21 protein-coding genes are annotated in these 21,513 nt (G+C 66.7%); 15 read left to right on the top strand and 6 right to left on the bottom strand.

Annotated elements, in window-relative coordinates:
* Nucleotides 1-73: 73 nt before the first annotated feature.
* Nucleotides 74-661, bottom strand: a complete 588-nt coding sequence (locus LY44_RS18005) for a hypothetical protein (RefSeq protein WP_055212879.1) — start codon at nt 659-661, stop codon at nt 74-76.
* A gap of 210 nt (nt 662-871) precedes the next feature.
* Here LY44_RS18005 and LY44_RS13020 point away from each other — a divergent pair, with 210 nt between their 5' ends.
* Nucleotides 872-1,324, top strand: coding sequence for an Rrf2 family transcriptional regulator (locus LY44_RS13020; RefSeq protein WP_055212878.1), 453 nt, complete (start codon nt 872-874; stop codon nt 1,322-1,324).
* Nucleotides 1,325-1,509: 185 nt separating this feature from the next.
* Nucleotides 1,510-1,680, top strand: a complete 171-nt coding sequence (locus LY44_RS18000; protein ID WP_160320056.1) for a hypothetical protein — start codon at nt 1,510-1,512, stop codon at nt 1,678-1,680.
* Nucleotides 1,681-1,790: 110 nt separating this feature from the next.
* Here the strand turns inward: LY44_RS18000 and LY44_RS13010 are convergent, their stop codons facing one another.
* Together LY44_RS13010 and LY44_RS13005 are read right to left on the bottom strand one after the other, a co-directional pair.
* Nucleotides 1,791-2,174, bottom strand: coding sequence for a cell division protein ZapA (locus LY44_RS13010; protein WP_013067853.1), 384 nt, complete (start codon nt 2,172-2,174; stop codon nt 1,791-1,793).
* A complete protein-coding gene (locus LY44_RS13005; protein ID WP_055212876.1) occupies nt 2,167-2,778 on the bottom strand; it encodes a hypothetical protein in 612 nt (203 codons plus the stop codon). The genes LY44_RS13010 and LY44_RS13005 overlap by 8 nt, the downstream gene beginning before the upstream one ends.
* Before the next feature lie 262 nt (nt 2,779-3,040).
* On the opposite strand from LY44_RS13005, the gene tkt reads away from it, so the two are divergent.
* The 3 genes from tkt to LY44_RS12990 are packed head-to-tail and all read left to right on the top strand — an operon-like array spanning nt 3,041 to nt 6,926.
* Nucleotides 3,041-5,059, top strand: a complete 2,019-nt coding sequence (gene tkt, locus LY44_RS13000; protein WP_055212875.1) for a transketolase — start codon at nt 3,041-3,043, stop codon at nt 5,057-5,059.
* Nucleotides 5,056-6,036 carry a DMT family transporter gene (locus LY44_RS12995; RefSeq protein ID WP_055212874.1) on the top strand — a complete coding sequence of 327 codons (981 nt, stop codon included), beginning with the start codon at nt 5,056-5,058 and terminating at the stop codon, nt 6,034-6,036. Before tkt ends, LY44_RS12995 begins: the two co-directional genes overlap by 4 nt.
* Nucleotides 6,037-6,041: 5 nt before the next feature.
* Complete coding sequence (locus LY44_RS12990) at nt 6,042-6,926, top strand: lysophospholipid acyltransferase family protein (RefSeq protein WP_065118432.1); 885 nt, start codon at nt 6,042-6,044, stop codon at nt 6,924-6,926.
* 15 nt (nt 6,927-6,941) lie between these two features.
* On the opposite strand, the gene LY44_RS12985 is transcribed toward LY44_RS12990, so the two are convergent.
* Nucleotides 6,942-7,961 (bottom strand): DUF1223 domain-containing protein, encoded by a 1,020-nt coding sequence (locus tag LY44_RS12985; protein ID WP_223230663.1) that lies wholly within the window; start codon nt 7,959-7,961, stop codon nt 6,942-6,944.
* 227 nt (nt 7,962-8,188) lie between these two features.
* On the opposite strand from LY44_RS12985, the gene acnA reads away from it, so the two are divergent.
* The 5 genes from acnA to LY44_RS12960 all read left to right on the top strand — a co-directional run bounded on the left by acnA (nt 8,189) and on the right by LY44_RS12960 (nt 13,686).
* Nucleotides 8,189-10,897, top strand: coding sequence for an aconitate hydratase AcnA (acnA, locus tag LY44_RS12980; protein ID WP_055212873.1), 2,709 nt, complete (start codon nt 8,189-8,191; stop codon nt 10,895-10,897).
* A gap of 170 nt (nt 10,898-11,067) precedes the next feature.
* Nucleotides 11,068-12,087, top strand: a complete 1,020-nt coding sequence (locus LY44_RS12975) for a methyl-accepting chemotaxis protein (protein WP_055212872.1) — start codon at nt 11,068-11,070, stop codon at nt 12,085-12,087.
* A gap of 114 nt (nt 12,088-12,201) precedes the next feature.
* A complete protein-coding gene (locus LY44_RS12970) occupies nt 12,202-12,561 on the top strand; it encodes a TM2 domain-containing protein (protein WP_055212871.1) in 360 nt (119 codons plus the stop codon).
* 173 nt (nt 12,562-12,734) lie between these two features.
* Complete coding sequence (locus tag LY44_RS12965; protein WP_055212870.1) at nt 12,735-13,307, top strand: CAP domain-containing protein; 573 nt, start codon at nt 12,735-12,737, stop codon at nt 13,305-13,307.
* A 64-nt stretch (nt 13,308-13,371) separates the two neighbouring features.
* The gene (locus tag LY44_RS12960; protein ID WP_055212869.1) at nt 13,372-13,686 is read left to right on the top strand and encodes a TM2 domain-containing protein; all 315 of its coding nucleotides are present in this window, start codon (nt 13,372-13,374) and stop codon (nt 13,684-13,686) included.
* Here LY44_RS12960 and mprF read toward each other — a convergent pair whose 3' ends face one another.
* Together mprF and LY44_RS12950 are read right to left on the bottom strand one after the other, a co-directional pair.
* A complete protein-coding gene (gene mprF / locus LY44_RS12955; RefSeq protein WP_055212868.1) occupies nt 13,687-16,293 on the bottom strand; it encodes a bifunctional lysylphosphatidylglycerol flippase/synthetase MprF in 2,607 nt (868 codons plus the stop codon).
* Between the two features lie 225 nt (nt 16,294-16,518).
* Nucleotides 16,519-16,923 (bottom strand): DUF6314 family protein, encoded by a 405-nt coding sequence (locus LY44_RS12950; RefSeq protein ID WP_055212867.1) that lies wholly within the window; start codon nt 16,921-16,923, stop codon nt 16,519-16,521.
* 81 nt (nt 16,924-17,004) lie between these two features.
* Between LY44_RS12950 and purB the strand changes: the two genes are divergently transcribed.
* The 5 genes from purB to LY44_RS17995 all read left to right on the top strand — a co-directional run bounded on the left by purB (nt 17,005) and on the right by LY44_RS17995 (nt 21,221).
* Nucleotides 17,005-18,309 (top strand): adenylosuccinate lyase, encoded by a 1,305-nt coding sequence (gene purB, locus LY44_RS12945; protein WP_055212866.1) that lies wholly within the window; start codon nt 17,005-17,007, stop codon nt 18,307-18,309.
* A gap of 157 nt (nt 18,310-18,466) precedes the next feature.
* Nucleotides 18,467-19,525 carry a flagellar motor switch protein FliG gene (locus tag LY44_RS12940; RefSeq protein ID WP_081024514.1) on the top strand — a complete coding sequence of 353 codons (1,059 nt, stop codon included), beginning with the start codon at nt 18,467-18,469 and terminating at the stop codon, nt 19,523-19,525.
* A 102-nt stretch (nt 19,526-19,627) separates the two neighbouring features.
* The gene (locus LY44_RS12935; protein WP_055212864.1) at nt 19,628-19,771 is read left to right on the top strand and encodes a hypothetical protein; all 144 of its coding nucleotides are present in this window, start codon (nt 19,628-19,630) and stop codon (nt 19,769-19,771) included.
* Between the two features lie 128 nt (nt 19,772-19,899).
* Nucleotides 19,900-20,901, top strand: a complete 1,002-nt coding sequence (gene gap / locus LY44_RS12930; RefSeq protein ID WP_055212863.1) for a type I glyceraldehyde-3-phosphate dehydrogenase — start codon at nt 19,900-19,902, stop codon at nt 20,899-20,901.
* A gap of 167 nt (nt 20,902-21,068) precedes the next feature.
* Nucleotides 21,069-21,221 (top strand): hypothetical protein, encoded by a 153-nt coding sequence (locus LY44_RS17995; protein WP_160320057.1) that lies wholly within the window; start codon nt 21,069-21,071, stop codon nt 21,219-21,221.
* The last annotated feature ends 292 nt before the right edge of the window (nt 21,222-21,513 follow it).

Below are 21,513 nucleotides of genomic sequence, written 5' to 3'. Positions count from 1 at the left end.
CCGATCTCCTTCGTCCGTCCAGGATCGGAATTAAAGACGAAGGTTTGCCAAGGGATTAACGCCCCCGCGCCGGTCAGCCGCGCAACGCCCCCCAGAGCAGCGAGACCGAGACCAGCGCCAGCCAGCCCGAGGCGATCCGGCGCAACCGTCCGGGCCGCGGCCCGCCCGCGCGCGCCCCGGCCGCCCGCGCGTGCCCAAGCGCCCCGAGCCCGCCCCAGAGCAGCGCCACAGCGACCACCAGTCCGCAAAACACAACGAGCCGCGCCGCGACCTCGGCCGGGCTTGGCGCGGGCAGCAGCACAAGGCCGAAAATCAGCGCCTTGGGGTTGAGCGCCGTGGTGACGAAGATCCGCCCGGCGCCGATCGCGAAGCCCTCGGCCCCCGCCGCCGCCGACCGCCACAGCCGCAGCGCCAGAACCATCACCCATGCCGCAGCCGCCAGCTTGAGCAGCAGCGCCGCGCCGGGCGCCCTGGCCATCAGCCCCGCCCCCGCCAGCGCGAGCGGCACAACCGTGAGCAGATAGCCTGCAAGTTCGGCCGGAACCAGCCGCACCACCCTGCGCAGCCCGTGACTGGCGCCCGCGACCGCCATCAGCGTGTTCGTCGGCCCCGGCGCCAGCAGCAGCGCCAGCACCGCAAGAGAAAAAGCCGCAAGGGTCATCGTCGGTTTCCGCGCCTCGGGTTGCGGAACCGGGCTACGCCGGAACCGCGGTCTTGGCAACGGGGAAAGCGTCACATCGTCGCAGCCCCGATGAAAGCCCCGATTGCCGCAGGACCGGGGCGTCCCGACGCGGCGCGGTGGGGAAAAAATGCCCGAAAGCCCGACAAGATCGACATTGATAAACGCCCCGCGCGCCCGTAAGGCTGGGACATGATCACGCAGAAGATGAAATATGCGCTCAAGGCGCTTTTGGAACTGGCCGACGAGGCCCGGCGCGACAGCCCGCAGGCGCTGACGATCGAGGAGATCGCCACCCGGTCCGGCACGCCGAAGCGGTTTCTGGAGCATATCCTGCTGGATCTGCGCAAGGCCGGGGTCGTGGCCTCGATCCGCGGCCGGTCGGGCGGGTACAGCCTGCTGAAAGCGCCGCGCGACGTGTCGATTTCGGAGCTGCTGCGCCGCATCGACGGGCCGATCGCGCCCTTGCCGTGCCTGTCGCGCAGCGCCTATCAGCCCTGCGACGATTGCGACGACGAGGCCGCCTGCCGCATCCGCAAGGTCTTTGCCGAGGTGTTCTGGTCCTATCTGGTGCTGATCGACTCGCTCACGCTGGAAGACATGCTGACGGCGGGCAATCCCGCGGCAAAGCTGCTTGAAGGCTGATATTCCTTTACCCTCAAGCTGTTGCGGGCCGATCTTCAGATCGGCCCTTTGGCTTTGCGCAGCGCCGCGAAGAAGATTTCCGCCTAATCACGACGAAATAAAGCGGGATTATTCCCTTGATATACTCGACTTATGCGGTAGATTTTATGGAAGATCTTCCCGTGCCCCAAGGAGAGGAGCCCGCCATGCGTACCGCCCTTGCCGTCGCCGCCCTGCCGCGTGCCGCCCGGCCCCTTGCGCCGTCGCTGCGCCGGGCCTGGGCGGCGGTGGCGCGCAGCGCGCCGCCCTCGCATCTGCTGACCACGGCGATTCTGGCGCTGCTGTGGTCGGGGGTGTTCCTGTGGCGCTTCGCCTGAGCTGACGGCCCCGAAAGACGGGCCGGACCGAAAAGAAAAGGGGTGTGACGGGACCGCCGTCACACCCCTTTTTCCTGCGTGGCGGCTTTTTCCTGCGTGGCGGCGCCGGCTCAGCCGGCCGCAGCCTCTTCGACCCGGTCGGCCAGCGCCTCGGCGCGGGCGGCGATCTCGGCCAGGGTTTCGGTCACCGCCGCGGGCACCACCGGCACCTCGATGCGGACCGGATGCGCCTTTGCCGCAGCGAGCTGCGATTCGAGCGCCTCGACGCGCGCGCTCAGCACCCGGACATTGTCCTCGGCGCCCGCCGCCTTGTCGGCCAGCATCAGCCCCGCCATCAGCAGCATCCGCGCCTCGGGAATGCGGCCCAGCTGCTGCGACAGCGATTGCGCCTCATTGTCCAGCATCGCCGCCGCGGCGCGCAGATATTGTTCCTCGCCCTCCTGACAGGCCACGTCGAAATCGCGCCCGCCGATGGTGATGCGCAACTCAGCCATTGTCCGATCCCCCCGCCGGTTGTCCCTTCACATGCGCCGCCACGATCGGGGCCAGCCCGGTGACGATCTCCGACAGCTCCGACGCCTCCCAGGCCCGGGCCGCCCGAAGCGCCTCAAGCTCGGCCTGCATCGACAGGTTGACGAGCGCCGGATCGATCCGCCCGGCGCCGTCGATCAGCTGCCGGTTCACCTCGATCAGATCGTTGTTGGCCCGCTTGAGCCGGTTCGCCTCGACCTGCACCGCTTCGAGCGCCCGCGTCGCCTGGGTCAGCCGCTTTTCCAGCGCCGCCAGCGTCGTTTCCTGCTTTTCGCGGATCGCCAGCACCCGCTCGGTCAGCTGCGCCGAGGCGGCGCGTTCGGCCTCGAGTTCCGCCTGCAACGCCAGCACCTCGGCCGAAGGGCCGGTCTCGACGGCCAGCGGCGCCGCCGCGATCTCCGGTTCCGGCACGGGTTCAAGTGCGGGCTCTGGCTCGGGGTCTGGCGCGGGCACCGCCGCAGCCGCAGCCAGAGCCGCCGCGCGCAGATCGCCCAGCGTCTCGACGCCGCGTCCGATGCGCTCCAGCGCAAAGGCGATGCGGCGCTCATATTCGGCCAGTTCGGTCATGCCATCCTCGCTAACTGCCCTTGGTCTTGGTTCTTGTCGTTCGTCTGCTTCATCCGGTCGCGGCCGTCAACGCGCCGCGCCCGCGCGGTGCGAAAAGGCGCCGCGGCGAATCGCATCCGCCCGGTGTCACGCCACATTCTAGCCGCTGCGTCGCGCTCCTCCCACCTTTTTGCATCAAGCACTTGGGAGCCAAGCTTGAATCTGCCCCGATCCCTGTTATCACCGTCACCGAAGATTTCGGCGCAACAAAGGACGCACCCTCATGGATCTCGCCGCTCTGCGGGCCAAGACCCCCGATCACTGGAAGCTTGCCACCGCGATCCGCGTGCTGGCGATCGATGCCGTGCAGGCGGCCAATTCGGGCCACCCCGGCATGCCGATGGGCATGGCCGATGTCGCCACGGTTCTGTTCCGCAACCACCTGAAATTCGACGCGAAAGCGCCGAACTGGGCGGATCGCGACCGGTTCGTGCTGTCGGCGGGCCATGGCTCGATGCTGCTTTATGCGCTTTTGCACCTGACCGGCTACGAACAGGCGACGCTGGACGAGGTGAAGAACTTCCGGCAATGGGGCGCGCGGATGGCGGGGCACCCGGAATATGGCCATCTGGAAGGGGTCGAGACCACCACCGGCCCGCTGGGTCAGGGGATCTCGACCGCCGTCGGCATGGCGATCGCGGAAAAATCCATGGCGGCGCGGTTCGGCAAGAAGCTTGTCGATCACAAGATCTGGGTCATCGCGGGCGACGGCTGTCTGATGGAGGGCATCAGCCAGGAAGCCATCGGTCTGGCGGGCAAGCAGGAGCTTGATAACCTGATCGTGCTTTGGGACAACAACAACATCACCATCGACGGCCGGGTGACGGTGTCCGACGTGACCGACCAGAAGGCGCGCTTTGCCGCCTCGGGCTGGGATGTGCTGTCCTGCGACGGCCATGACGCCGAAGACATCGACCGCGCGCTGACGGCGGCGAAAAAGGCCAAGCGGCCGGTTCTGGTCGATTGCAAGACGCTGATCGGTTTCGGCAGCCCGAACAAGGCCGACAGCTATGCGGTGCATGGCGCGCCGCTGGGCGATGCGGAAATCAAGCTGACCCGCGAGGCTTACGGCTGGGAGCATGGTCCCTTCGTGATCCCGGCCGACATCAAGGCGGAATGGGAAGCGATCGGCGCCAAGGGCGCCGCGGAACGCGCCGAATGGGAGGCCCGTCTGGCCGCCCTGCCCGCGGGCAAGCGCGCCGAATTCGAACGCCAGATGGCGCGCGGTGTCGCGCCGAAACTGGCGGGCGCGATCCGCGCCTTCAAGAAGGCGCAATCGGAAGCCGCACCGAAGGTCGCCACCCGCAAGGCGTCGGAAATGGTGCTGGCCGCGGTCAACCCGGTGGTGCCCGAAACCATCGGCGGCTCGGCCGACCTGACCGGCTCGAACCTGACGAAAACCTCGGATATCGAGGATTTCATGCCGGGCAATCACAAGGGCCGCTACATGCGCTACGGCATTCGCGAACATGCGATGGCGGCGGCGATGAACGGCATGTATCTGCATGGCGGCGTGCGGCCCTATGGCGGCACCTTCTTCTGCTTCACCGATTATGCGCGCGGCGCGATGCGGCTCTCGTCGCTGATGGGCGTGCCCACCGTTTACGTCATGACGCATGACAGCATCGGTCTGGGCGAGGACGGCCCGACGCACCAGCCGGTCGAGCATCTGGCGATCTGCCGGGCGACGCCGAACACCTGGACCTTCCGTCCGGCCGACGTGATCGAGACCGCCGAGGCTTGGGAACTGGCGCTGTCGTCGGAACGCACGCCCTCGGTGCTGGCGCTGTCGCGGCAGAACCTGCCCACGCTGCGCACCAAGCACGAGGCGAAGAACCTGACCGCCAAGGGCGCCTATGTCATCGCCGAGGCCGAGGGCAAGCGCCAGGCGATCCTGATGGCGACCGGCTCGGAGGTCGAGATCGCGCTGAAGGCCCGGGCGCTCTTGCAGGCCGAGGCGATCGGCACCCGTGTCGTCTCGATGCCCTGCATGGAGCTTTTCGCGGCGCAGGACGAGGCTTACCGCAAGCGCATCCTGCCCGCGGGCGGCGTGCGCGTGGCGGTCGAGGCGGCGATCCGGCAGCCCTGGGACCGCTGGCTTCTGGGCGAGCGCGGGATGGAGCGCAAGGCGGGCTTCGTCGGCATGGAGGGCTTTGGCGCCTCGGCCCCGGCGGAACGGCTTTACGCCGAATTCGGGATCACCCCCGAAGCGATCGCCGCCAAGGTCAAGAGCCTGCTGTGAGCGATCTGCGCGACGCGGCGACGGGACATGCGGGGGGGCCGGAGACGGCCCCCTCCTCCGTTCGGCTGGCCGCCGAGGCCAAGGCCAAGGCCACCGCGCAGGGCATCGGACTGTTCCTGCTGGCGCTGATGCTTTTTGGGCTGATGGATGTGGCGGCAAAGAAACTGGCGCAGGATTACCCGCCTGCGATGGTGGTCTGGGCACGGTTCGCGGTCAATCTGGCGCTGGTGACGCTGCTCTTTCGCGGCAAGCTGGCGACGCTCGTGCGCTCGCAGCAGCCGGGGCTGCAATTCCTGCGCGGCTGTTTCCAGATGGGCACGGTGGCGCTGTTCTTCATCGCGATCCGCTATATCGGGCTGGCCGATGCGGCGGCGCTGGGCGCGCTCTCGCCGGTGCTGATCACGCTGGGTGCCGCGCTTTTCCTCGGCGAGAAACTCGGCGCGGGGCGGATCATCGGCATCGTCGCGGCTTTCACCGGCGCGCTGATCGTGCTGCGCCCGGGCGCGGGCGTGATGCATCCGGCGGCGATCCTGGCGCTGCTGGCCTGTTTCACCTATGCGGGCGGCGCGCTCTTGACGCGGGTGGTGCGGTTTGATTCCACCGCCACCTCGGTCCTGTGGTCGGCGATGGTCGGCACCGGGCTGTCCTCGCTTGCGCTGCCCTTCTTCTGGCAGGAGGTGGCGCCGATCGATCTGCCGCTTTTTCTGGCCGTCGGCGCGCTGGGCGCCGTGGGGCAAGCCGCGCTGATCGTCGCCTTTCGCAAGGCCGAGGCAGGCTCGATCGCGCCTTTCGGCTATTCCGATCTGATCTTCTCGGGGCTCTGGGGCTGGGTGTTCTTCGCGCAACTGCCTGATCTTTATACGGTTATCGGTGCCCTTGTGATCGTGGCGGCGGGTGTCTATGTCTGGTCGCGTGAACGGGCCGAGACCAAAGCCGAAGCCAGATCCGACGCCCGGGCCGAGACAGGAAACGAGTGAAGAAGATGTCCGAAGACGACAGCTTTTCCCGGCAACGGCTGCGCGACATGCTTTCCGCGCGCGCCTTTGGCGCGACGGTCCGGGTGCTGGGGCTGTTGCCCTATCGCTCGCGCGTCGCGCTCTCGGGGCGGTTCTTTGCCGAGGTGGTGGCGCCCTTGGCGGGCTGGCGCAAGCGCATCCGCGCCAATCTGGCCATCGCCATGCCCGATCTGCCCGCAGCCGAGGTCGAACGGCTGGTCCGCGCCGTGCCCGACAATGTCGGCCGGACGCTGGCGGAGATCTTTTCGGGGCCGGAATTCGTCGCGCGCTGCCGCGATCTGCCGCTCACCGGCCCCGGCGCGGCGCTGCTGGAACAGCGCAACGCCGAGGGCAAGGGCGTCGTGCTCGTCTCGGGGCATTTCGGCAATTACGACGTCTTCCGCGGCGGGCTGGTCGGGCGCGGCTACCGGATGGGCGCGCTCTACCGGCCGATGGACAATCGCGACTTCAACACCCGCTACATCGCCGCGATCGAGCGCATCGCCAAGCCGCTCTTTCCGCGCAACCGCCGCGGCATGGCGCAGATGATGCGCTTCTTGCAAGAGGGCGGGATGATCGGCCTTGCCATCGACCAATATCTGAGTTCGGGCGCCGATCTGACCTTTTTCGGCCGCAAGGCCCGCACCGCGCTTTCGGCCGCCGAAGTGGCGCTGCGCTACGACGTGCCCTTGATCCCGATCTTCGCCACCCGCCAGCCCGACGGCTTCAGCTTCGTGATCGAAGTCGAAGACCCGATCCCGCCCGCCACGCCCGAGGCGATGTGTCAGGAGTTCAACGACCGGCTCGAGGCGCGGGTGCGCGCCCATCCCGGGCAATGGTTCTGGATCCACCGGCGCTGGAAGAACCTGTAACGGGGTCGGGGCCGCTCAGCGCAGCCAGCCCGCCGCCAGAATCGCGCCCGGCAGCGGCACGGTCTTGCCCGGCAGCGCGGTCTGCACGATCACCACCGCCGGGTCCTCGCCCTCGATCTTCGCCTTCAGACGCACCGGGGCCTTGCCGTCCCAATCCGCCACCGCATGCCAGGCGGTCACCACATTGGCGAAATCCAGCACCTGACCGGCGTTTTCGCCGCGCAGGATCTCGACCCGCGCTTGCGGCACATAGCGCACGATCTGCACCACGGTGCCTTGCTTGAGCGGACGCGGCGCCGACAGGTCGATGGCGAACTGGCCCGGCTCGGCGCCGCGGCTGACCGTCATCGCGACGACCGGCGGCGCGGCGGCGGCCGTGGCGATGGCGGCGTCCAGCTCGGGATCGGCGGGCGAGACCAGCGATTGCGTGCCCGCCACGATCACCTGCGGCGTGTAAAGCGTGCGCAGACCGGCGGCGCGGGCATAGGCCTTTTGCCGCGCGGTGAAGGCAGGCTGGGCAAAGGGGTCTTCCCAGCCCAGATAATCCCAGTAATCGACATGCAGCGACAGCGCCAGAACATCGGGCCGCGCCGCCACCTTGGCCAGCGCCGCATCGGCGGGCGGACAGGCGGAACAGCCCTGCGAGGTGAACAGCTCGACCACCACCGGCGAGGGGGCGGGTGCCGCCGCAGGCGCGATCAGCGCATTCGTCTGCGGTTTCGCCGCGGTCTGACCGATCGCGCGCTCCAGCGCCCGGTTCAGGCTTTCGACCAGCGACGCCCCCGGCAGCGATCCGGGCGCGGGCGCCGAAAGCTCGGCCTGGACCAGACGGCCATCGCCCGCCTGCGCGGACGGCAAGGGCGCCGGGCCGGAGCCGCCAAGAAAGGCACCGCCATAGGGGCTTGCGGCCCCGGACGGACCGGCGCCAAAGCCCCCCGTCGGTCCTGCCTGCCCCCATGCCACCATGGGAGCAACGGCAAGAAAGCCCGACAGGATCATGCCTTCAATCGCGGCGCTGAGGGTCGCGCGTGCCATGATGCCTCGCTTTTGCTGCAGCCCCCCTCCTAAACCGGCGTCGCGCGCAGGGCCAATCAAGGTTTTGCGATGATGCCTGCCGGTTGCAGTGCGACGCAGCGTCGCGGCGGCTGCGGCAAAATCGGTGTGCAATGGTATACAAAAATGCAGAGCCCCCCTTGAACGACTCCGCCGCATCGGGCAAACACGCGATAACGCATTCTTTCAGCCATGGGAGGCCCACCCAGATGACCGTCGTCACCGGCAAGGATACCGCCAAGACCCGTCGCCAGCTTCAGGTCGGCGCACAGAGCTACGCCTATTATTCGATCCCCGCGGCGCAGGCTGCGGGTCTGGGCGATTTCTCGCGCCTGCCCGCCGCGCTCAAGGTGGTGCTGGAAAACCTGCTGCGCTTTGAAGACGGCGGTTTTTCGGTCTCGGTCGAGGATATCAAGGCCTTTGGCGACTGGGCGAAGCTGGGCGGCAAGAACCCGCGCGAGATCGCCTATCGCCCGGCGCGCGTCTTGATGCAGGATTTCACCGGCGTTCCGGCGGTCGTCGACCTTGCCGCGATGCGCGACGGCATCAAGGCGCTGGGCGGCGACGCGAAAAAGATCAACCCGCTCGTTCCGGTCGATCTGGTCATCGACCATTCGGTGATGATCGACGAATTCGGCACGCCGCGGGCGTTCCAGCGCAACGTGGAGCTGGAATACGAGCGCAACATGGAGCGCTATCAGTTCCTGAAATGGGGTCAGGGCGCGTTCGAGAACTTCCGCGTCGTGCCGCCCGGCACCGGCATCTGCCATCAGGTGAACGTGGAATATCTGGCGCAGACGGTCTGGACCGACACCGACCAGAACGGCGATCTGGTGGCTTACCCGGATACGCTGGTGGGCACCGACAGCCACACGACGATGGTCAACGGCATGGCGGTTCTGGGCTGGGGCGTCGGCGGGATCGAGGCCGAGGCGGCGATGCTGGGCCAGCCCGTCTCGATGCTGATCCCCGAGGTCGTCGGCTTCAAGCTGACCGGCGCGCTGCGCGAGGGCTGCACCGGCACCGATCTGGTGCTGAAGGTCGTGCAGATGCTGCGGCAGCATGGCGTTGTGGGCAAATTCGTCGAATTCTACGGCGAGGGTCTTGATAAACTGCCGCTGGCGCAGCGCTCGACCATTGCCAACATGGCCCCCGAATACGGCGCCACCTGCGGCTTCTTCCCGATCGATGACGAGACCCTGCGCTATCTGCGCCAGACCGGCCGAAGCGAAGACCGCATCGCGCTGGTCGAGGCCTATGCGAAGGAAAACGGCTTCTGGCGCAGCGCCGATTACGCGCCGATCTATTCCTCGACGCTGGAACTGGACATGTCGAGCATCGTTCCGGCGATCTCGGGGCCGAAACGGCCGCAGGATTATCTGCCGCTGACCGATGCGAAATCGACTTTCGCCAAGGTCGTGGCGGAATATCGCACCGCCAAGGGCGCGGCCGAGACCGGGGTGAAAACGGTTTCGGTGGACGGCAAGGACTACACCGTCGGCGACGGCTCGGTGGTGATCGCCTCGATCACGTCCTGCACCAACACCTCGAACCCCTATGTGCTGATCGGCGCCGGTCTGGTGGCGCGCAAGGCGCGCGCGCTGGGGCTGACGGCGAAGCCCTGGGTCAAGACCTCGCTCGCCCCCGGAAGCCAAGTGGTTGAAGAATATCTGAAAGCCGCGAACCTGCAGGAAGACCTCGACGCGCTTGGCTTCAACATCGTGGGCTTTGGCTGCACCACCTGCATCGGCAACTCGGGCCCGCTCGGCACGCCGGAAATCTCGAAGGCGATCAACGAGAACGACCTTGTCGCCGCGGCCGTGCTGTCGGGCAACCGCAACTTCGAAGGCCGGATCAGCCCCGATGTGCGGGCGAACTTCCTCGCCTCGCCGCCCCTGGTCGTGGCTTACGCCATCGCGGGCGACATGAACATCGACCTGACCACCGAAGCCATCGCCACGACGCCCGAGGGCAAGCCGGTGTTCCTGAAAGACATCTGGCCTTCGGACGCGGAAATCGCCGAGCTGGTGGAAAAATGCGTCACGCGCGCGGCTTTCCTGTCGAAATACGCCGATGTCTTCAAGGGCGACGCGAACTGGCAGGGGGTGAAAACCACCGAGGGCGAGACCTATGACTGGCCCGCCGCCTCGACCTATATCCAGAACCCGCCTTACTTCCGCGGCATGGCCAAGGAACCGGGCGTGATCTCGAACGTCGTCGGCGCGCATGTGCTGGCGGTTCTGGGCGACATGATCACCACCGACCACATCAGCCCGGCGGGCTCGTTCAAGCCCTCGACCCCCGCGGGCAAATACCTGACCGAGCGTCAGGTGGCCCCGAAGGACTTCAACAGCTACGGCTCGCGCCGCGGCAACCATGAAGTGATGATGCGCGGCACCTTCGCCAATATCCGCATCAAGAACGAGATGCTGGACGGCGTCGAAGGCGGCTACACCAAGGGGCCGGACGGGGTGCAGACCTCGATCTACGACGCCTCGATGGCCTATCAGGCGGCGAATATCCCGCTGGTGATCTTTGGCGGCATCGAATACGGCGCGGGCTCCTCGCGCGACTGGGCGGCCAAGGGCACGAACCTTCTGGGCGTCAAGGCGGTGATCGCGGAAAGCTTCGAGCGCATCCACCGCTCGAACCTGATCGGCATGGGGGTCATTCCCTTCGAATTCACCGAGGGGCAGAACCGCAAGTCGCTGGGCCTGACCGGCGACGAGGTGGTGACGATCGAGGGCCTCGAAGGCGAGATCAAGCCGCTCTCGCTGGTGCCCTGCACGATCCTGCGCAAGGATGGCACGCTGACCAGGATCATGATCAAGAGCCGGATCGATACCGAGGTCGAGATCGAATATCTGAAGAACGGCGGCGTGCTGCATTACGTGCTGCGCAATCTGGCCAAGGCCTGAGTTCCGACGCCGCCCAGTTTGCGGACAAGACGCTGAAAAGGCGGCCTTCGGGCCGTCTTTTTTCGCGACCGCGACATTTTGGCAGGGCCGTTCAGCGGTTGGAAAGGATTCATCCGGCATTAAGACGCGGAAGCCTATCTGCAGCGGACCACAACATCTTCGAGACGCGCATGACCTCTACCCCAACCCTTGCTTCGATCGCCTCTGAAACGCGGGATGCTTCCGAAATCACCGGCGTCACGGTGGACCGGATCGCGCAGATCACCAAGCAGATGAACGTTCTGGGCCTGAACGCCCGGATCGAGGCGGCGCGGGTGGGCCAGCAGGGCGCGGGATTCGCGCTGGTGGCCGAGGAGGTGCGCAAGGTCTCGGGGCAGATCGGCGAGATCGCGAACCAGCTGGGCGAGACGCTGAAGGCGCGGCTCTCGGGGCTGGAACAGATGGTGTCGCAGCTCTCGATCGCGGCGACCGGCACGCGGCTGGTGGACAGCGCCTTCACCGCCGTCGATCTGATCGACCGCAACCTTTATGAACGCTCCTGCGACGTGCGCTGGTGGGCGACCGACGCCGATCTGATCGCGGCCGCGCAGCATCAGGACCGCGACAGGCTGCGCCGCGCGGGGCAGCGGCTTGGGGTGATCCTGGACGCGTATACGGTCTATTCCGATATCTGGCTCGTGGCGCCCGACGGTCGGGTTCTGGCCAATGGCAGGCCCGGCCGCTATCCGGTGACGGGGGCGCAAGTCTCGGACGCGCCTTGGTTTTCGCCTGCGATGGCGGTGCGCGATGGCGACGGATTCGTGGCGGGCGATGTCGAGATCTCGGCGCATCTGGGCGGACGGGCGACGATGGCCTGGGCGACGCCGGTGCGGATGGGCGGGGCGCGGAATGGCGCGGTGATCGGGCTTCTGGTGACGCAATTCGACTGGGCGCCGCAGGCGGAGGCAGTGCTGAAAAGCCTGCGCTTTTGCGACGCGGACGGCGAGATGCGCGGCTATCTGGTCGATGCGACGGGCCGGGTTCTGGCGGCCCGCGGTCCGGGGGCCGAGCGGGTGACGCAGCTCGCCCTGCCCGCGGATCAGGCGAAGGGCTGGTGCGCGCAGGGCGGCGGCCTGATCGGCTTTCACCGCACCGAGGGCTTCGAGACCTGGACCGGCAAGGGCTGGTTCGGCGTGGTCGAGCGGAGGTAAGCGCCTGCGCGCCGCCCGCATGACGGGAAGCTCAAAATTCCGTGACAGTTTTTTCTTGTGTTTCGGAAAGACGCTGCTCCACTGGCAGCGTTGATTCACTTTTTGAGGCCCAAAATGACTCTTACGACCGAACAGCTGATCCTCGTCGAGCAACGCCTGGCGAATGACAAGAAATCGACTCTCGTGGCCTATCTGCTCTGGTTCTTTCTGGGCGGGTTCGGGGTGCACCGCTTCTATCTCGGAAAAACCGGCTCGGGCGCGATCATGCTGGTGCTGATGATCCTTGGCTGGCTGACCGCCGTCATCTACATCGGCATCGCCTTCCTGCTTGTCGTCGCGATCTGGATGATCGTCGATGCCTTCCTGATCCCCGGCATGATCACGGAAAATACCGCGCAGCAACGGCTGCGGCTTCAGCTCGAGATGAACGCGGGCATGCCGGGCGCCGCGGTGCCGCCGATGCCGGTGGGCTGAGCCCGGAAGCCGCGGGCAACGGCCCCCGGGCGGGGCCTTGCCCGCCTGCCGGACCGGATGGGCACGATCCCGCGCGGTGACGCGGTTTTGCGTCGTATTGCGCGCAGTTCGGCTTTTGATCCCCCGGGCGCGTGGCTTAGGATGTCCGTCTGTTCAGTTCGACGGAGATCAGCATGCTCACCCGCCCCGCCGCAGTCCTTGCCCTGCTCTGCCTTGCCGCCTGCGGCGCCGCCCCCACCGCGCCCCCGCCCGAGCCGGGCGCTGCCGCCGGGCCGCGCCTGCCGGGCCGGGTGGTCTGGACGGACGGGCACGGCGATGTTGCCGTGGCCGCCGCCGGGCGGGCAAGCTGCCCGGCCACCAGCGCGGCGATGGCCGCGACCGGGCTTGCCGTCACCAATGCGACCCGGGCGCAGGCGGGGCTGGCGCCGATGCGCTCCAATCCGGTGCTGGACCGCGTTGCCGCCGCCCATGCCTGCGACATGGCCAACCGGGGCACGATGACCCATGCGGGCAGCGCCACCACCGGGCCGATGGCGCGGGCGCGGCAGATGGGCTATCGCCCGCAAACCATTGCCGAAAACATCGCCGCCGGGCGGTTCGAGCTGAACGGCACCCTGGCACAGTGGAGCGCCTCGCCCAAGCACCGCGCCAATATCACCATCCCGTCGCTGCGCGATTTCGGCATCGGCACCGCCACCGCCGCCGACGGCAAGACCACCTTCTGGACCGCTGTTTACGCCCGTTGACCGGCGGCGGTCTTGTTTGCGGCGCCGCGCCTCCCCATATGGCGTTCATGTGAAGGAGGTTCACATGAACGACACCCGTGCGCTTTACATCGAACAACGCGTCGCGAACGAGAGCCGCTCGGCCCTTGTCGCCTATCTGCTGTGGTTTTTCCTTGGCTTCTTCGGCGTGCACCGGTTCTATCTGGGGCGCTGGGTCTCGGGGCTTTTGATGCTTTTCCTGTTCGGCATCGGCTCGGCGCTGACGGTGCTCTTGGTCGGCTATCTGCCGCTCGCCTTCGTGGCGCTGTGGTGGGCGCTTGATGCGCTGTTGATCCCGGGCATGATCGCCTCGGACAATGCCTGGCTGCGGCTGCGGCTGATGCAGGGCCTTGACGACTGATCAGCCCGCCTTGCGCCGCAACAGCCCGCCACGTCCGGCCGCGATCAGCCCCGCCACATCGGCCATCGCCACCATCGGCGAAACGCCGACCGGCAGAGCGATGTAGCGCGGCCGCCATTCCGGGCCGAATTGCGCCTTGTAGGCGCGCAGATCGTCGAAGCTGCGGAAGGCGCCGCCGTGGCGGAACATCAGCGGCCCGAACCGGTCCCAAAGCCGCGCCGTGCGCCGCGTGCCCAGCCCCGAAAGCGGCGCCAGACCCAGGCTGAGCTCGCTCGCCCCCGCGGTCTTGTAATGATCGATCAGCGCGAAGAACATGAAGCCGATCAGCGCGGGCGCATCCTCGGGGCGATAGCGCATCACGTCGATGGCGACGCGCTTGCCCGCCCCGGGCGCGAGCAGTGCCGCAAAGGCCACGGGTTCGCCCCCGCGCCACATCACCGCCAGCGGGAAACGGTTCAGATAGGCCGCGTCAAACCGCCCGACCGAGAAGCGTTTTTCCTGTCCGATCCGATGCTTGAGGAAGCTTTCCGAGATCGGTTTCAAAGCCGCGATCAGCTCTGGCGCATGCGGCGGGGCGAGCACCTTGAAGCGCAGCCCCTCGCGCCGGGCCTGTTCGTAAGCCGTGCGCAGCCCGGCAAGCCGCGTGCCCGAGAGCGAGGCCTTGGTCAGATTCACCACCGCCTCTTCGCCCATCTTGTGCGCGGCCAGGCCCATCTCGATCATGAAGGGCACGTGGCGTTCGGACAGCTCGTAAAAGACCGGGCGGCAACTGGCCTGCTGCGCCGCTTCGACGAAGCCCCAGCCGAGATCGTCGAAATAGCGCGCATCGCCGACCGGATCGCCCATGCAGACCCAGGAGGTGCGGCGGCGCGCGAACATCAAAAAGGCGGTGCCGCTTTCGGCAAAGCGGAATTCCTTGTCGCCCGAAAGCGCCAGACAGGCCTGCGGGTCGGATTGGCCGGCGACGATCTCGCCTGCCAGCCGCAGCGCCTGCGCCATGCTTTGCGGGCGCTGTTTCGACGAGGGTTTGAGCGCAAGGAAGATGGTGAAGATCACCAGCACGGCCGAGCCGGTGACGCCTGCGCGCAGCGACCGCGGCGCGTTCGCATCCTGGGCGAAATCGAACCAGAACATGTGCGAATAGGGCGTCGCGGCATGGATGAAAACGAAGAACAGCGCCACCGAGGCGATGACGATGGTCACCAGCGCGATCCAGGCCGGGCCGAGCACGCCCTCGGTGATCTTCGCCTGGCGGTAGAACTCGCCCCGGAACGGCCAGAGCGCGAGCGCGCCAAGGGTCAGAAGCGCCGCGCTTTCGATGTCGAAGCTGCGCAGCATCACCGCGGCGATGCCGCCGCCCAGGGTCAGAAGCGTCAGCCAGAAGGCGCCGGTGACGCGTCGGATCAGCCCGTGCGACAGGATCACCAGCACGACGCCGGTCACGGCCGAAACAAGCGCGCCGCCCTCGAGCAGGATCAGCCCGACAAGGTCGTCGGGATCATGCAGGGGCCGCACCGTCGGCAGGATCGACACCGCGATCAGATAGGCGCCAAAGCCGAAGGCCCAGGCGCCGGAAAGCCAGGGCACCATGCCGCCGATGGCCTTGAAGGCGGGCCGCATCGGTTCGGAAATATCGCCAAAAAGCCTGCGCGCCCAACCCCCTGCGAGCCGCGCCTCGTTCAGCGACACGATCACGAAAGCCAGCGCGAAGGGCAGCAGGTAATAGATCATGCGGAACATCAACAGCGCCGCGGCGACCTCTCCGACCGGGGTTCCCTTGGGCATGGCGGCGATGACGACGGTCTCGAACACGCCGACGCCGCCCGGGACATGGGTGATGACGCCGATCATCGTCGCGGTGGCATAGATGGCGAGGAAAGTGACGAAATCCGGGGCGCCCGCGGGCAGAAGGACATAAAGCGTCAGCGCCGCCATCGAGCTGTCAAAGAGCGCGATCACCATCTGCCCGGTCAGGATGCGCGGGCGCGGCATGGCGATGTCGAAGCGCCCGACGCGCAGCACGCGCCCCGAAATGCCAAGCGCGTAAAGCAGCCCCAAAGTGCCAAGGCCCCCGGTCAGCGCCAGCGCCCGGATCGTTGTTTCCGAAAGCGGCAAAAGCCCGCTGAGCGCGGAGGGATGCGCGGCCAGCGCAAAGACCCCCACCAGCGACAGCCCCGTGCCCATGGCCAGCGCGATGTAAGAGGCCAGCGCCGCGACTTCGAAGGCGTTCAGCCCGAAGGCGGAATAGATCCGATAGCGCACCGCCCCGCCCGAGAGGACGGAAATTCCGATCGTATTGCCAAAGGCATAGCCCAGAAAGCCGCCAAGCGCCACGACCCGCAGCGGCAGTTTCTTTTCCAGATATTGCAACGCCCAGAAATCATAGCCGATCAGCGCCCCGTAGCCGAGCGCGGTGGCGCCAAGCGCGATCGCCAAGGTTTGCAGCGGTGTCGCGCGCATCTGCGCGATCACATCGGCGAAATCGACCGGCTTGAGCAGATGATGAAGCGCAAACAGCCCCAGTCCAAGGAGCGAAAAGCCGATGATCAGCGGCCCCAGATGACGCAGCCGCCCCGGGCCTGGCCCCGCGGCCTCACGCTTCGTCATGGCGCCTCCCTCGCATTCCGTCCCCCGGCTATCCTGTCCCTGATTTGCAGGTTTTCAAGACGGTTACAAGCTTTGCAACGCGCGATTTGGCAGCAGGCCGGGGGATTTCGCGCCGCACCTCCCCCCGGAGGTCGGATCCCGAAGCCGGAGAAGACGCAAACCCCGTCAGCTTCGGGCCCAAGGACTCCGGGGGGACTTCGCCGGGCGGCAAAGGAGGGTCGCCCCTCAGGCCCGAGTGTAGCGCGAGATCATTACGTAATCCTTGCGCGGCCCGGTGACGCGCCATTCGGCCGACCACGCGGGCCAGTGCGCGAAATCATAGCGGACGCGGTAGTCATCCGGGTCGCACCAATGCGCGGCCTCGGCCAGGCTGGGGTCGAAACGGTGAAAGTCGCGGCCATCTTCGAACCGCACGACGATCTGCGCGCCCTCGGCCGACCAAAGATAGTCGCGTTCGGCCTGCATCGGCGCCTCGCCCGCCAGCACAAGCTGCCCCGCCTCGTGATAGCGCAGCCCCGCCCCCTCGGGGGTGAAGACCGCCCGGCCCGTGAACTGCCCCTCGGGGCCGTTTGCCTGCACGATCCGGCGCGAAAGCGTCCAGACGCCGGTGAAATCGTTCAATTGCGGCATCCTGACCCGCCCTTTGCCTTGCCCCAAACAGGGTCTCAGTCTATGCACCCGGCAACCCCGTCACAAGCAAGAGGCCTGCCCATGATCCCGCGCTATGCCCGCAAAGAGATGGTCGACATCTGGGAACCCGCCACGAAATTCAAGATCTGGTACGAGATCGAGGCCCATGCCTGCGACGCGCAGGCGGCGCTTGGCGTGATCCCGAAAGCCAATGCCGAGGCGGTCTGGCGCGCCAAGGATGTCGAATTCGACGTCGCCCGCATCGACGAGATCGAGGCGGTGACGAAGCATGACGTGATCGCCTTTCTCACCCATCTGGCCGAGCATATCGGCGCGGATGATGCGCGCTTCGTGCATCAGGGCATGACCTCCTCGGACGTGCTCGATACCACGCTGAACATCCAGCTGGTGCGGGCGGCCGACATTCTTCTGCGCGACATGGACCGGGTTCTGGCGGCGCTGAAAAAGCGCGCCTTTGAGCACAAGGACACGGTGCGCATCGGCCGCTCGCACGGCATCCATGCCGAACCGACGACGATGGGGCTGACCTTCGCGCGGTTTTACGCCGAGATGGACCGCAACCGCGCCCGTCTGGTCAATGCCCGCGCCGAAGTGGCGACGGGGGCGATTTCGGGCGCCGTCGGCACCTTCGCCAATATCGACCCGCGGGTCGAGGAACATGTCTGCGCGCAGCTGGGTCTGATCCCGGAACCGATCTCGACCCAGGTCATTCCGCGCGACCGCCATGCGATGTTCTTTGCGACGCTTGGCGTCATTGCCTCGTCGATCGAGAATTGCGCCATTGAAATCCGCCACATGCAGCGCACCGAAGTGCTTGAGGCGGAAGAGTTTTTCTCCAAGGGGCAAAAGGGCTCCTCGGCGATGCCGCACAAGCGCAACCCGGTTCTGACGGAAAACCTGACCGGGCTGGCGCGTCTGGTGCGGATGTGCGTCGTCCCGGCGATGGAGAATGTGGCGCTTTGGCACGAACGCGACATCTCGCACAGCTCGGTTGAACGCGGCATCGGCCCGGATGCGACGATCACGCTGGATTTCGCGCTGAACCGGCTGGCCGGGGTGATCGAAAATCTGGTGATCTACCCCGACAACATGCTGAAGAACATGAACAAGTTCAAAGGTCTGGTGATGAGCCAGCGGGTGCTTCTGGCGCTGACGCAGGCGGGCGTGTCGCGCGAAGACAGCTACCGGCTGGTGCAACGAAACGCGATGAAGGTCTGGGAACAGGGCGCGGATTTCAAGACCGAGCTTCTGGCCGACCCCGAGGTGACCGCCGCGCTCTCGCCTGCCGAGATCGAGGAGAAATTCGATCTGGGCTATCACACCAAGCATGTCGACACGATTTTTGCCCGCGTCTTTGGCGCGTAAGCGGCAAAGCGCAAAACGCAAAACCCGCGTCTTCGGCGCGTAAGCGACGGCACGGAACACTTTGCCCGGGCAGGTATTTTGCTCCTGCCCGGGCGTTGCTAACCGCGGTTTAACCGCTTGCTGCGAAGCTCTCCGGACAGACGGATCGGAGACGCTCGTGAACGCCATCACCCCCAGATCGCCGCTCGGGCAGTTGACCATGCCCGGACAGCCGACACGCCCGACCCTGACGCGGCGGCAAAAGGCTGCGATCATCGTGCGGCTCTTGTCGTCGGAGGGGCAGAAGCTGCCGCTGATGGAACTGTCGGACGACCAGCAGACGCAACTGGCCGAATCGATCGCGCAGATGCGGCTGATCGATCGCGACACGCTGCATCAGGTGGTCGAGGAATTCTGCACCGAACTCGAAGCCGTCGGGCTTGCCTTCCCCGGCGGGCTGGATGGGGCGTTGAAACTTCTGGACGGTCAGCTCTCGGCCTCGGCCGCGACGCGGATCCGCCGCATGGCCACCGGCACCTCGCGCGCCGATCCGTGGGAACGGGTGACGGGGCTTTCGGCCGATGTGCTGCTGCCGGTGCTGCTGGAAGAAAGCATCGAGGTGGGGGCGGTGATGCTCTCGAAACTTTCGGTGTCGAAATCGGCGGAACTGCTGGGCAAGATGCCGTCCGATCGGGCACGGCGGCTGACCTATGCGGTGTCGCTGACCGGCAATGTCGCGCCCGAGACCGTGCAGCGCATCGGCGCCGCGCTCGCCGATCAGCTCGATGCCGCGCCGGTCAAGGCCTTTGAAACCGGGCCGGTGGAACGCGTCGGCGCGATCCTCAACTTCTCGCCCGCCGTCACCCGCGATTCCGTGCTCAAGGGGCTTGAAGAGGACGACAAGGAATTCGCCGAACAGGTGCGCAAGGCGATCTTCACCTTCACCAACATCCATGCCCGGATCGAGCCGCGCGACATCCCGAAGATCCTGCGCGCCGTCGATCAGGCCCGGCTCATCCTGGCGCTGGCGGGCGCCAAGGGCGACAGTGCGAAATCGGCCGAATTCATCCTGGCGAACATGTCGCAACGGATGGCGCAGAACCTGCGCGACGAGATGGCAAACCTTGGCAAGGTCAAGGAAAAGGATGTCGAGGAGGCGATGAACGAGATCGTCAGCGCGATCCGCGAGCTCGAGTCGAAGGGCGAGATCTTCCTCGTCGCCGAGGATTCGGAATAACCCGGCCCGCGCGCAGCCCGGCCGGGCTTCACCCCGGCCGCGGCCTCCTCTATCCTGCGCGCGGCGGGGCAGCGGCCCCCGCCCTGACAGCGGGGGCGGCAGATGACCAATACCATCGCGATCCGGCTGGGGCTGGTTCTGGCTCTGGCCATTCTGGCCGATGCGGTTTTCGGGCAGGGCGCGGGATTTCTGTTCCTCGCCCGCAAGACCTTTCTGCTGATCGACTGGATCGCCTTCTGGCGTTAGCGCTGGCGCGAGCGCCAACAGCCCCGGCACGGGGTCGAAATTGTGCCGAAACTGCTTTCTTCTGTTGACCTTTCCGGCGTCTTGACCAAGGTAGCGGCGACTTGAGGACCGAGCCAAAGGAGGCTGAGATGGCGGTGAAGGTGGCGATCAACGGATTCGGACGCATCGGGCGCAACGTGCTGCGCGCGATCATCGAATCGGGACGGACCGATATCGAAGTGGTGGCGATCAACGATCTCGGCCCGGTGGAAACCAACGCCCACCTGCTGCGTTTCGACAGCGTTCACGGCCGTTTCCCGGCCACGGTGACGACGGGTGAAGACTGGATCGATGTCGGCCGCGGCCCGATCAAGGTCACCGCGATCCGCAACCCGGCCGAGCTGCCCTGGGGCGATGTCGATGTGGCGCTCGAATGCACCGGCATCTTCACCTCGAAGGAAAAATGCGCCGCCCACCTGCAGAACGGCTCGAAGCGCGTGCTGATCTCGGCGCCCGGCGACAATGCCGACAAGACCATCGTCTTCGGCGTCAACCATGACACGCTGACGAAAGACGACATCATCGTCTCGAACGCGTCCTGCACCACCAACTGCCTGTCGCCGGTGGCGAAAGTCCTCAACGATGCGATCGGCATCGAAAAGGGCTTCATGACGACGATCCACAGCTACACCGGTGACCAGCCGACGCTCGACACGATGCACAAGGATCTGTATCGCGCCCGCGCCGCGGCGCTCAGCATGATCCCGACCTCGACCGGCGCCGCCAAGGCCGTCGGCCTCGTGCTGCCGGAACTCAAGGGCAAGCTCGACGGCGTCGCGATCCGCGTGCCGACGCCGAATGTCTCGGTCGTGGATCTCGTGTTCGAAGCCAAGCGCGCCACCACCGTCGCCGAGGTGAACGAGGCGATCCGTGCGGCGGCCAATGGCCCGCTCAAGGGCATCCTCGGCTTCACCGACCAGCCGAACGTGTCGACGGACTTCAACCATGACCCGCATTCCTCGGTCTTCCACATGGACCAGACCAAGGTGATGGAGGGCACGATGGTGCGCATCCTGACCTGGTACGACAACGAATGGGGCTTCTCGAACCGCATGTCGGATACCGCCGTGGCGATGGGCAAGCTGATCTGATCGCAAGATCCGGAACGTTTCAGGGGGCAGCCGCAGGGCTGCCCCTTTCGCATGCTACAAACACCCCTTGCAGGGGCCGCATCGCGGCATTGCCGGAACCTCGGTTGTCGGGCGCCCCCGGGAAGCGCATATTCCGGTCAAGAAAACTGACCACCCGGACCTGAAAGATGAAACGCCCCCTCTCCCGCCTGATCGCCTCTGCCGAACGCCGGACCCGTTATCGGCGCACCCGCGCCGAGATCGCCCGGCTGAGCCGCGATCTGGGGATTTCGCCGCAGGATGCCGCAGATCTCGCGCATCGCGCGGTCCGTGGTCACTGACCTCCCTTCGCATCGTCGCGAAACCTGGGGCCCTGCGGGGCCCCTTTTTCGGCGTGGCCTCCGCCAAAGGCGGCATCGACGCGCAGCCCGCCGCTCGGATCGGCCGATGGCGGAGAGGAATTTCGCCGCGCAGGCGCGGCGACCCGGGCGGGGGCTCCGCCCCCGCACCCCCGGCGTATTTGCGCCAAGAAAAAGCCGGGGCGCGCATGCGGGGACCCGGATCACCAGCCGCCCCGGCTGCTTTCGCCTTGGTCCAAATATCCCGGGGGTCCGGGGGCGGAGCCCCCGGCGG

It is taken from the genome of Rhodobacter capsulatus, assembly GCF_003254295.1.
GTDB lineage: Bacteria > Pseudomonadota > Alphaproteobacteria > Rhodobacterales > Rhodobacteraceae > Rhodobacter > Rhodobacter capsulatus.
This window is presented reverse-complemented; position numbering and strand designations above follow the sequence as displayed.

What these genes read in the sequence shown, in the direction of transcription:
- LY44_RS12975 (WP_055212872.1), top strand. Translation starts at nt 11,068, where the DNA reads ATGACCTCTACCCCAACCCTTGCTTCGATCGCCTCTGAAACGCGGGAT.
- LY44_RS12985 (WP_223230663.1), bottom strand. Translation starts at nt 7,961, where the DNA reads ATGGCACGCGCGACCCTCAGCGCCGCGATTGAAGGCATGATCCTGTCG.
- gap (WP_055212863.1), top strand. Translation starts at nt 19,900, where the DNA reads ATGGCGGTGAAGGTGGCGATCAACGGATTCGGACGCATCGGGCGCAAC.
- LY44_RS12990 (WP_065118432.1), top strand. Translation starts at nt 6,042, where the DNA reads ATGTCCGAAGACGACAGCTTTTCCCGGCAACGGCTGCGCGACATGCTT.
- LY44_RS12960 (WP_055212869.1), top strand. Translation starts at nt 13,372, where the DNA reads ATGAACGACACCCGTGCGCTTTACATCGAACAACGCGTCGCGAACGAG.
- LY44_RS12935 (WP_055212864.1), top strand. Translation starts at nt 19,628, where the DNA reads ATGACCAATACCATCGCGATCCGGCTGGGGCTGGTTCTGGCTCTGGCC.
- LY44_RS13020 (WP_055212878.1), top strand. Translation starts at nt 872, where the DNA reads ATGATCACGCAGAAGATGAAATATGCGCTCAAGGCGCTTTTGGAACTG.
- acnA (WP_055212873.1), top strand. Translation starts at nt 8,189, where the DNA reads ATGACCGTCGTCACCGGCAAGGATACCGCCAAGACCCGTCGCCAGCTT.
- LY44_RS18005 (WP_055212879.1), bottom strand. Translation starts at nt 661, where the DNA reads ATGACCCTTGCGGCTTTTTCTCTTGCGGTGCTGGCGCTGCTGCTGGCG.
- LY44_RS17995 (WP_160320057.1), top strand. Translation starts at nt 21,069, where the DNA reads ATGAAACGCCCCCTCTCCCGCCTGATCGCCTCTGCCGAACGCCGGACC.
- LY44_RS13010 (WP_013067853.1), bottom strand. Translation starts at nt 2,174, where the DNA reads ATGGCTGAGTTGCGCATCACCATCGGCGGGCGCGATTTCGACGTGGCC.
- LY44_RS13005 (WP_055212876.1), bottom strand. Translation starts at nt 2,778, where the DNA reads ATGACCGAACTGGCCGAATATGAGCGCCGCATCGCCTTTGCGCTGGAG.
- mprF (WP_055212868.1), bottom strand. Translation starts at nt 16,293, where the DNA reads ATGACGAAGCGTGAGGCCGCGGGGCCAGGCCCGGGGCGGCTGCGTCAT.
- LY44_RS12965 (WP_055212870.1), top strand. Translation starts at nt 12,735, where the DNA reads ATGCTCACCCGCCCCGCCGCAGTCCTTGCCCTGCTCTGCCTTGCCGCC.
- LY44_RS18000 (WP_160320056.1), top strand. Translation starts at nt 1,510, where the DNA reads ATGCGTACCGCCCTTGCCGTCGCCGCCCTGCCGCGTGCCGCCCGGCCC.
- LY44_RS12970 (WP_055212871.1), top strand. Translation starts at nt 12,202, where the DNA reads ATGACTCTTACGACCGAACAGCTGATCCTCGTCGAGCAACGCCTGGCG.
- purB (WP_055212866.1), top strand. Translation starts at nt 17,005, where the DNA reads ATGATCCCGCGCTATGCCCGCAAAGAGATGGTCGACATCTGGGAACCC.
- tkt (WP_055212875.1), top strand. Translation starts at nt 3,041, where the DNA reads ATGGATCTCGCCGCTCTGCGGGCCAAGACCCCCGATCACTGGAAGCTT.
- LY44_RS12950 (WP_055212867.1), bottom strand. Translation starts at nt 16,923, where the DNA reads ATGCCGCAATTGAACGATTTCACCGGCGTCTGGACGCTTTCGCGCCGG.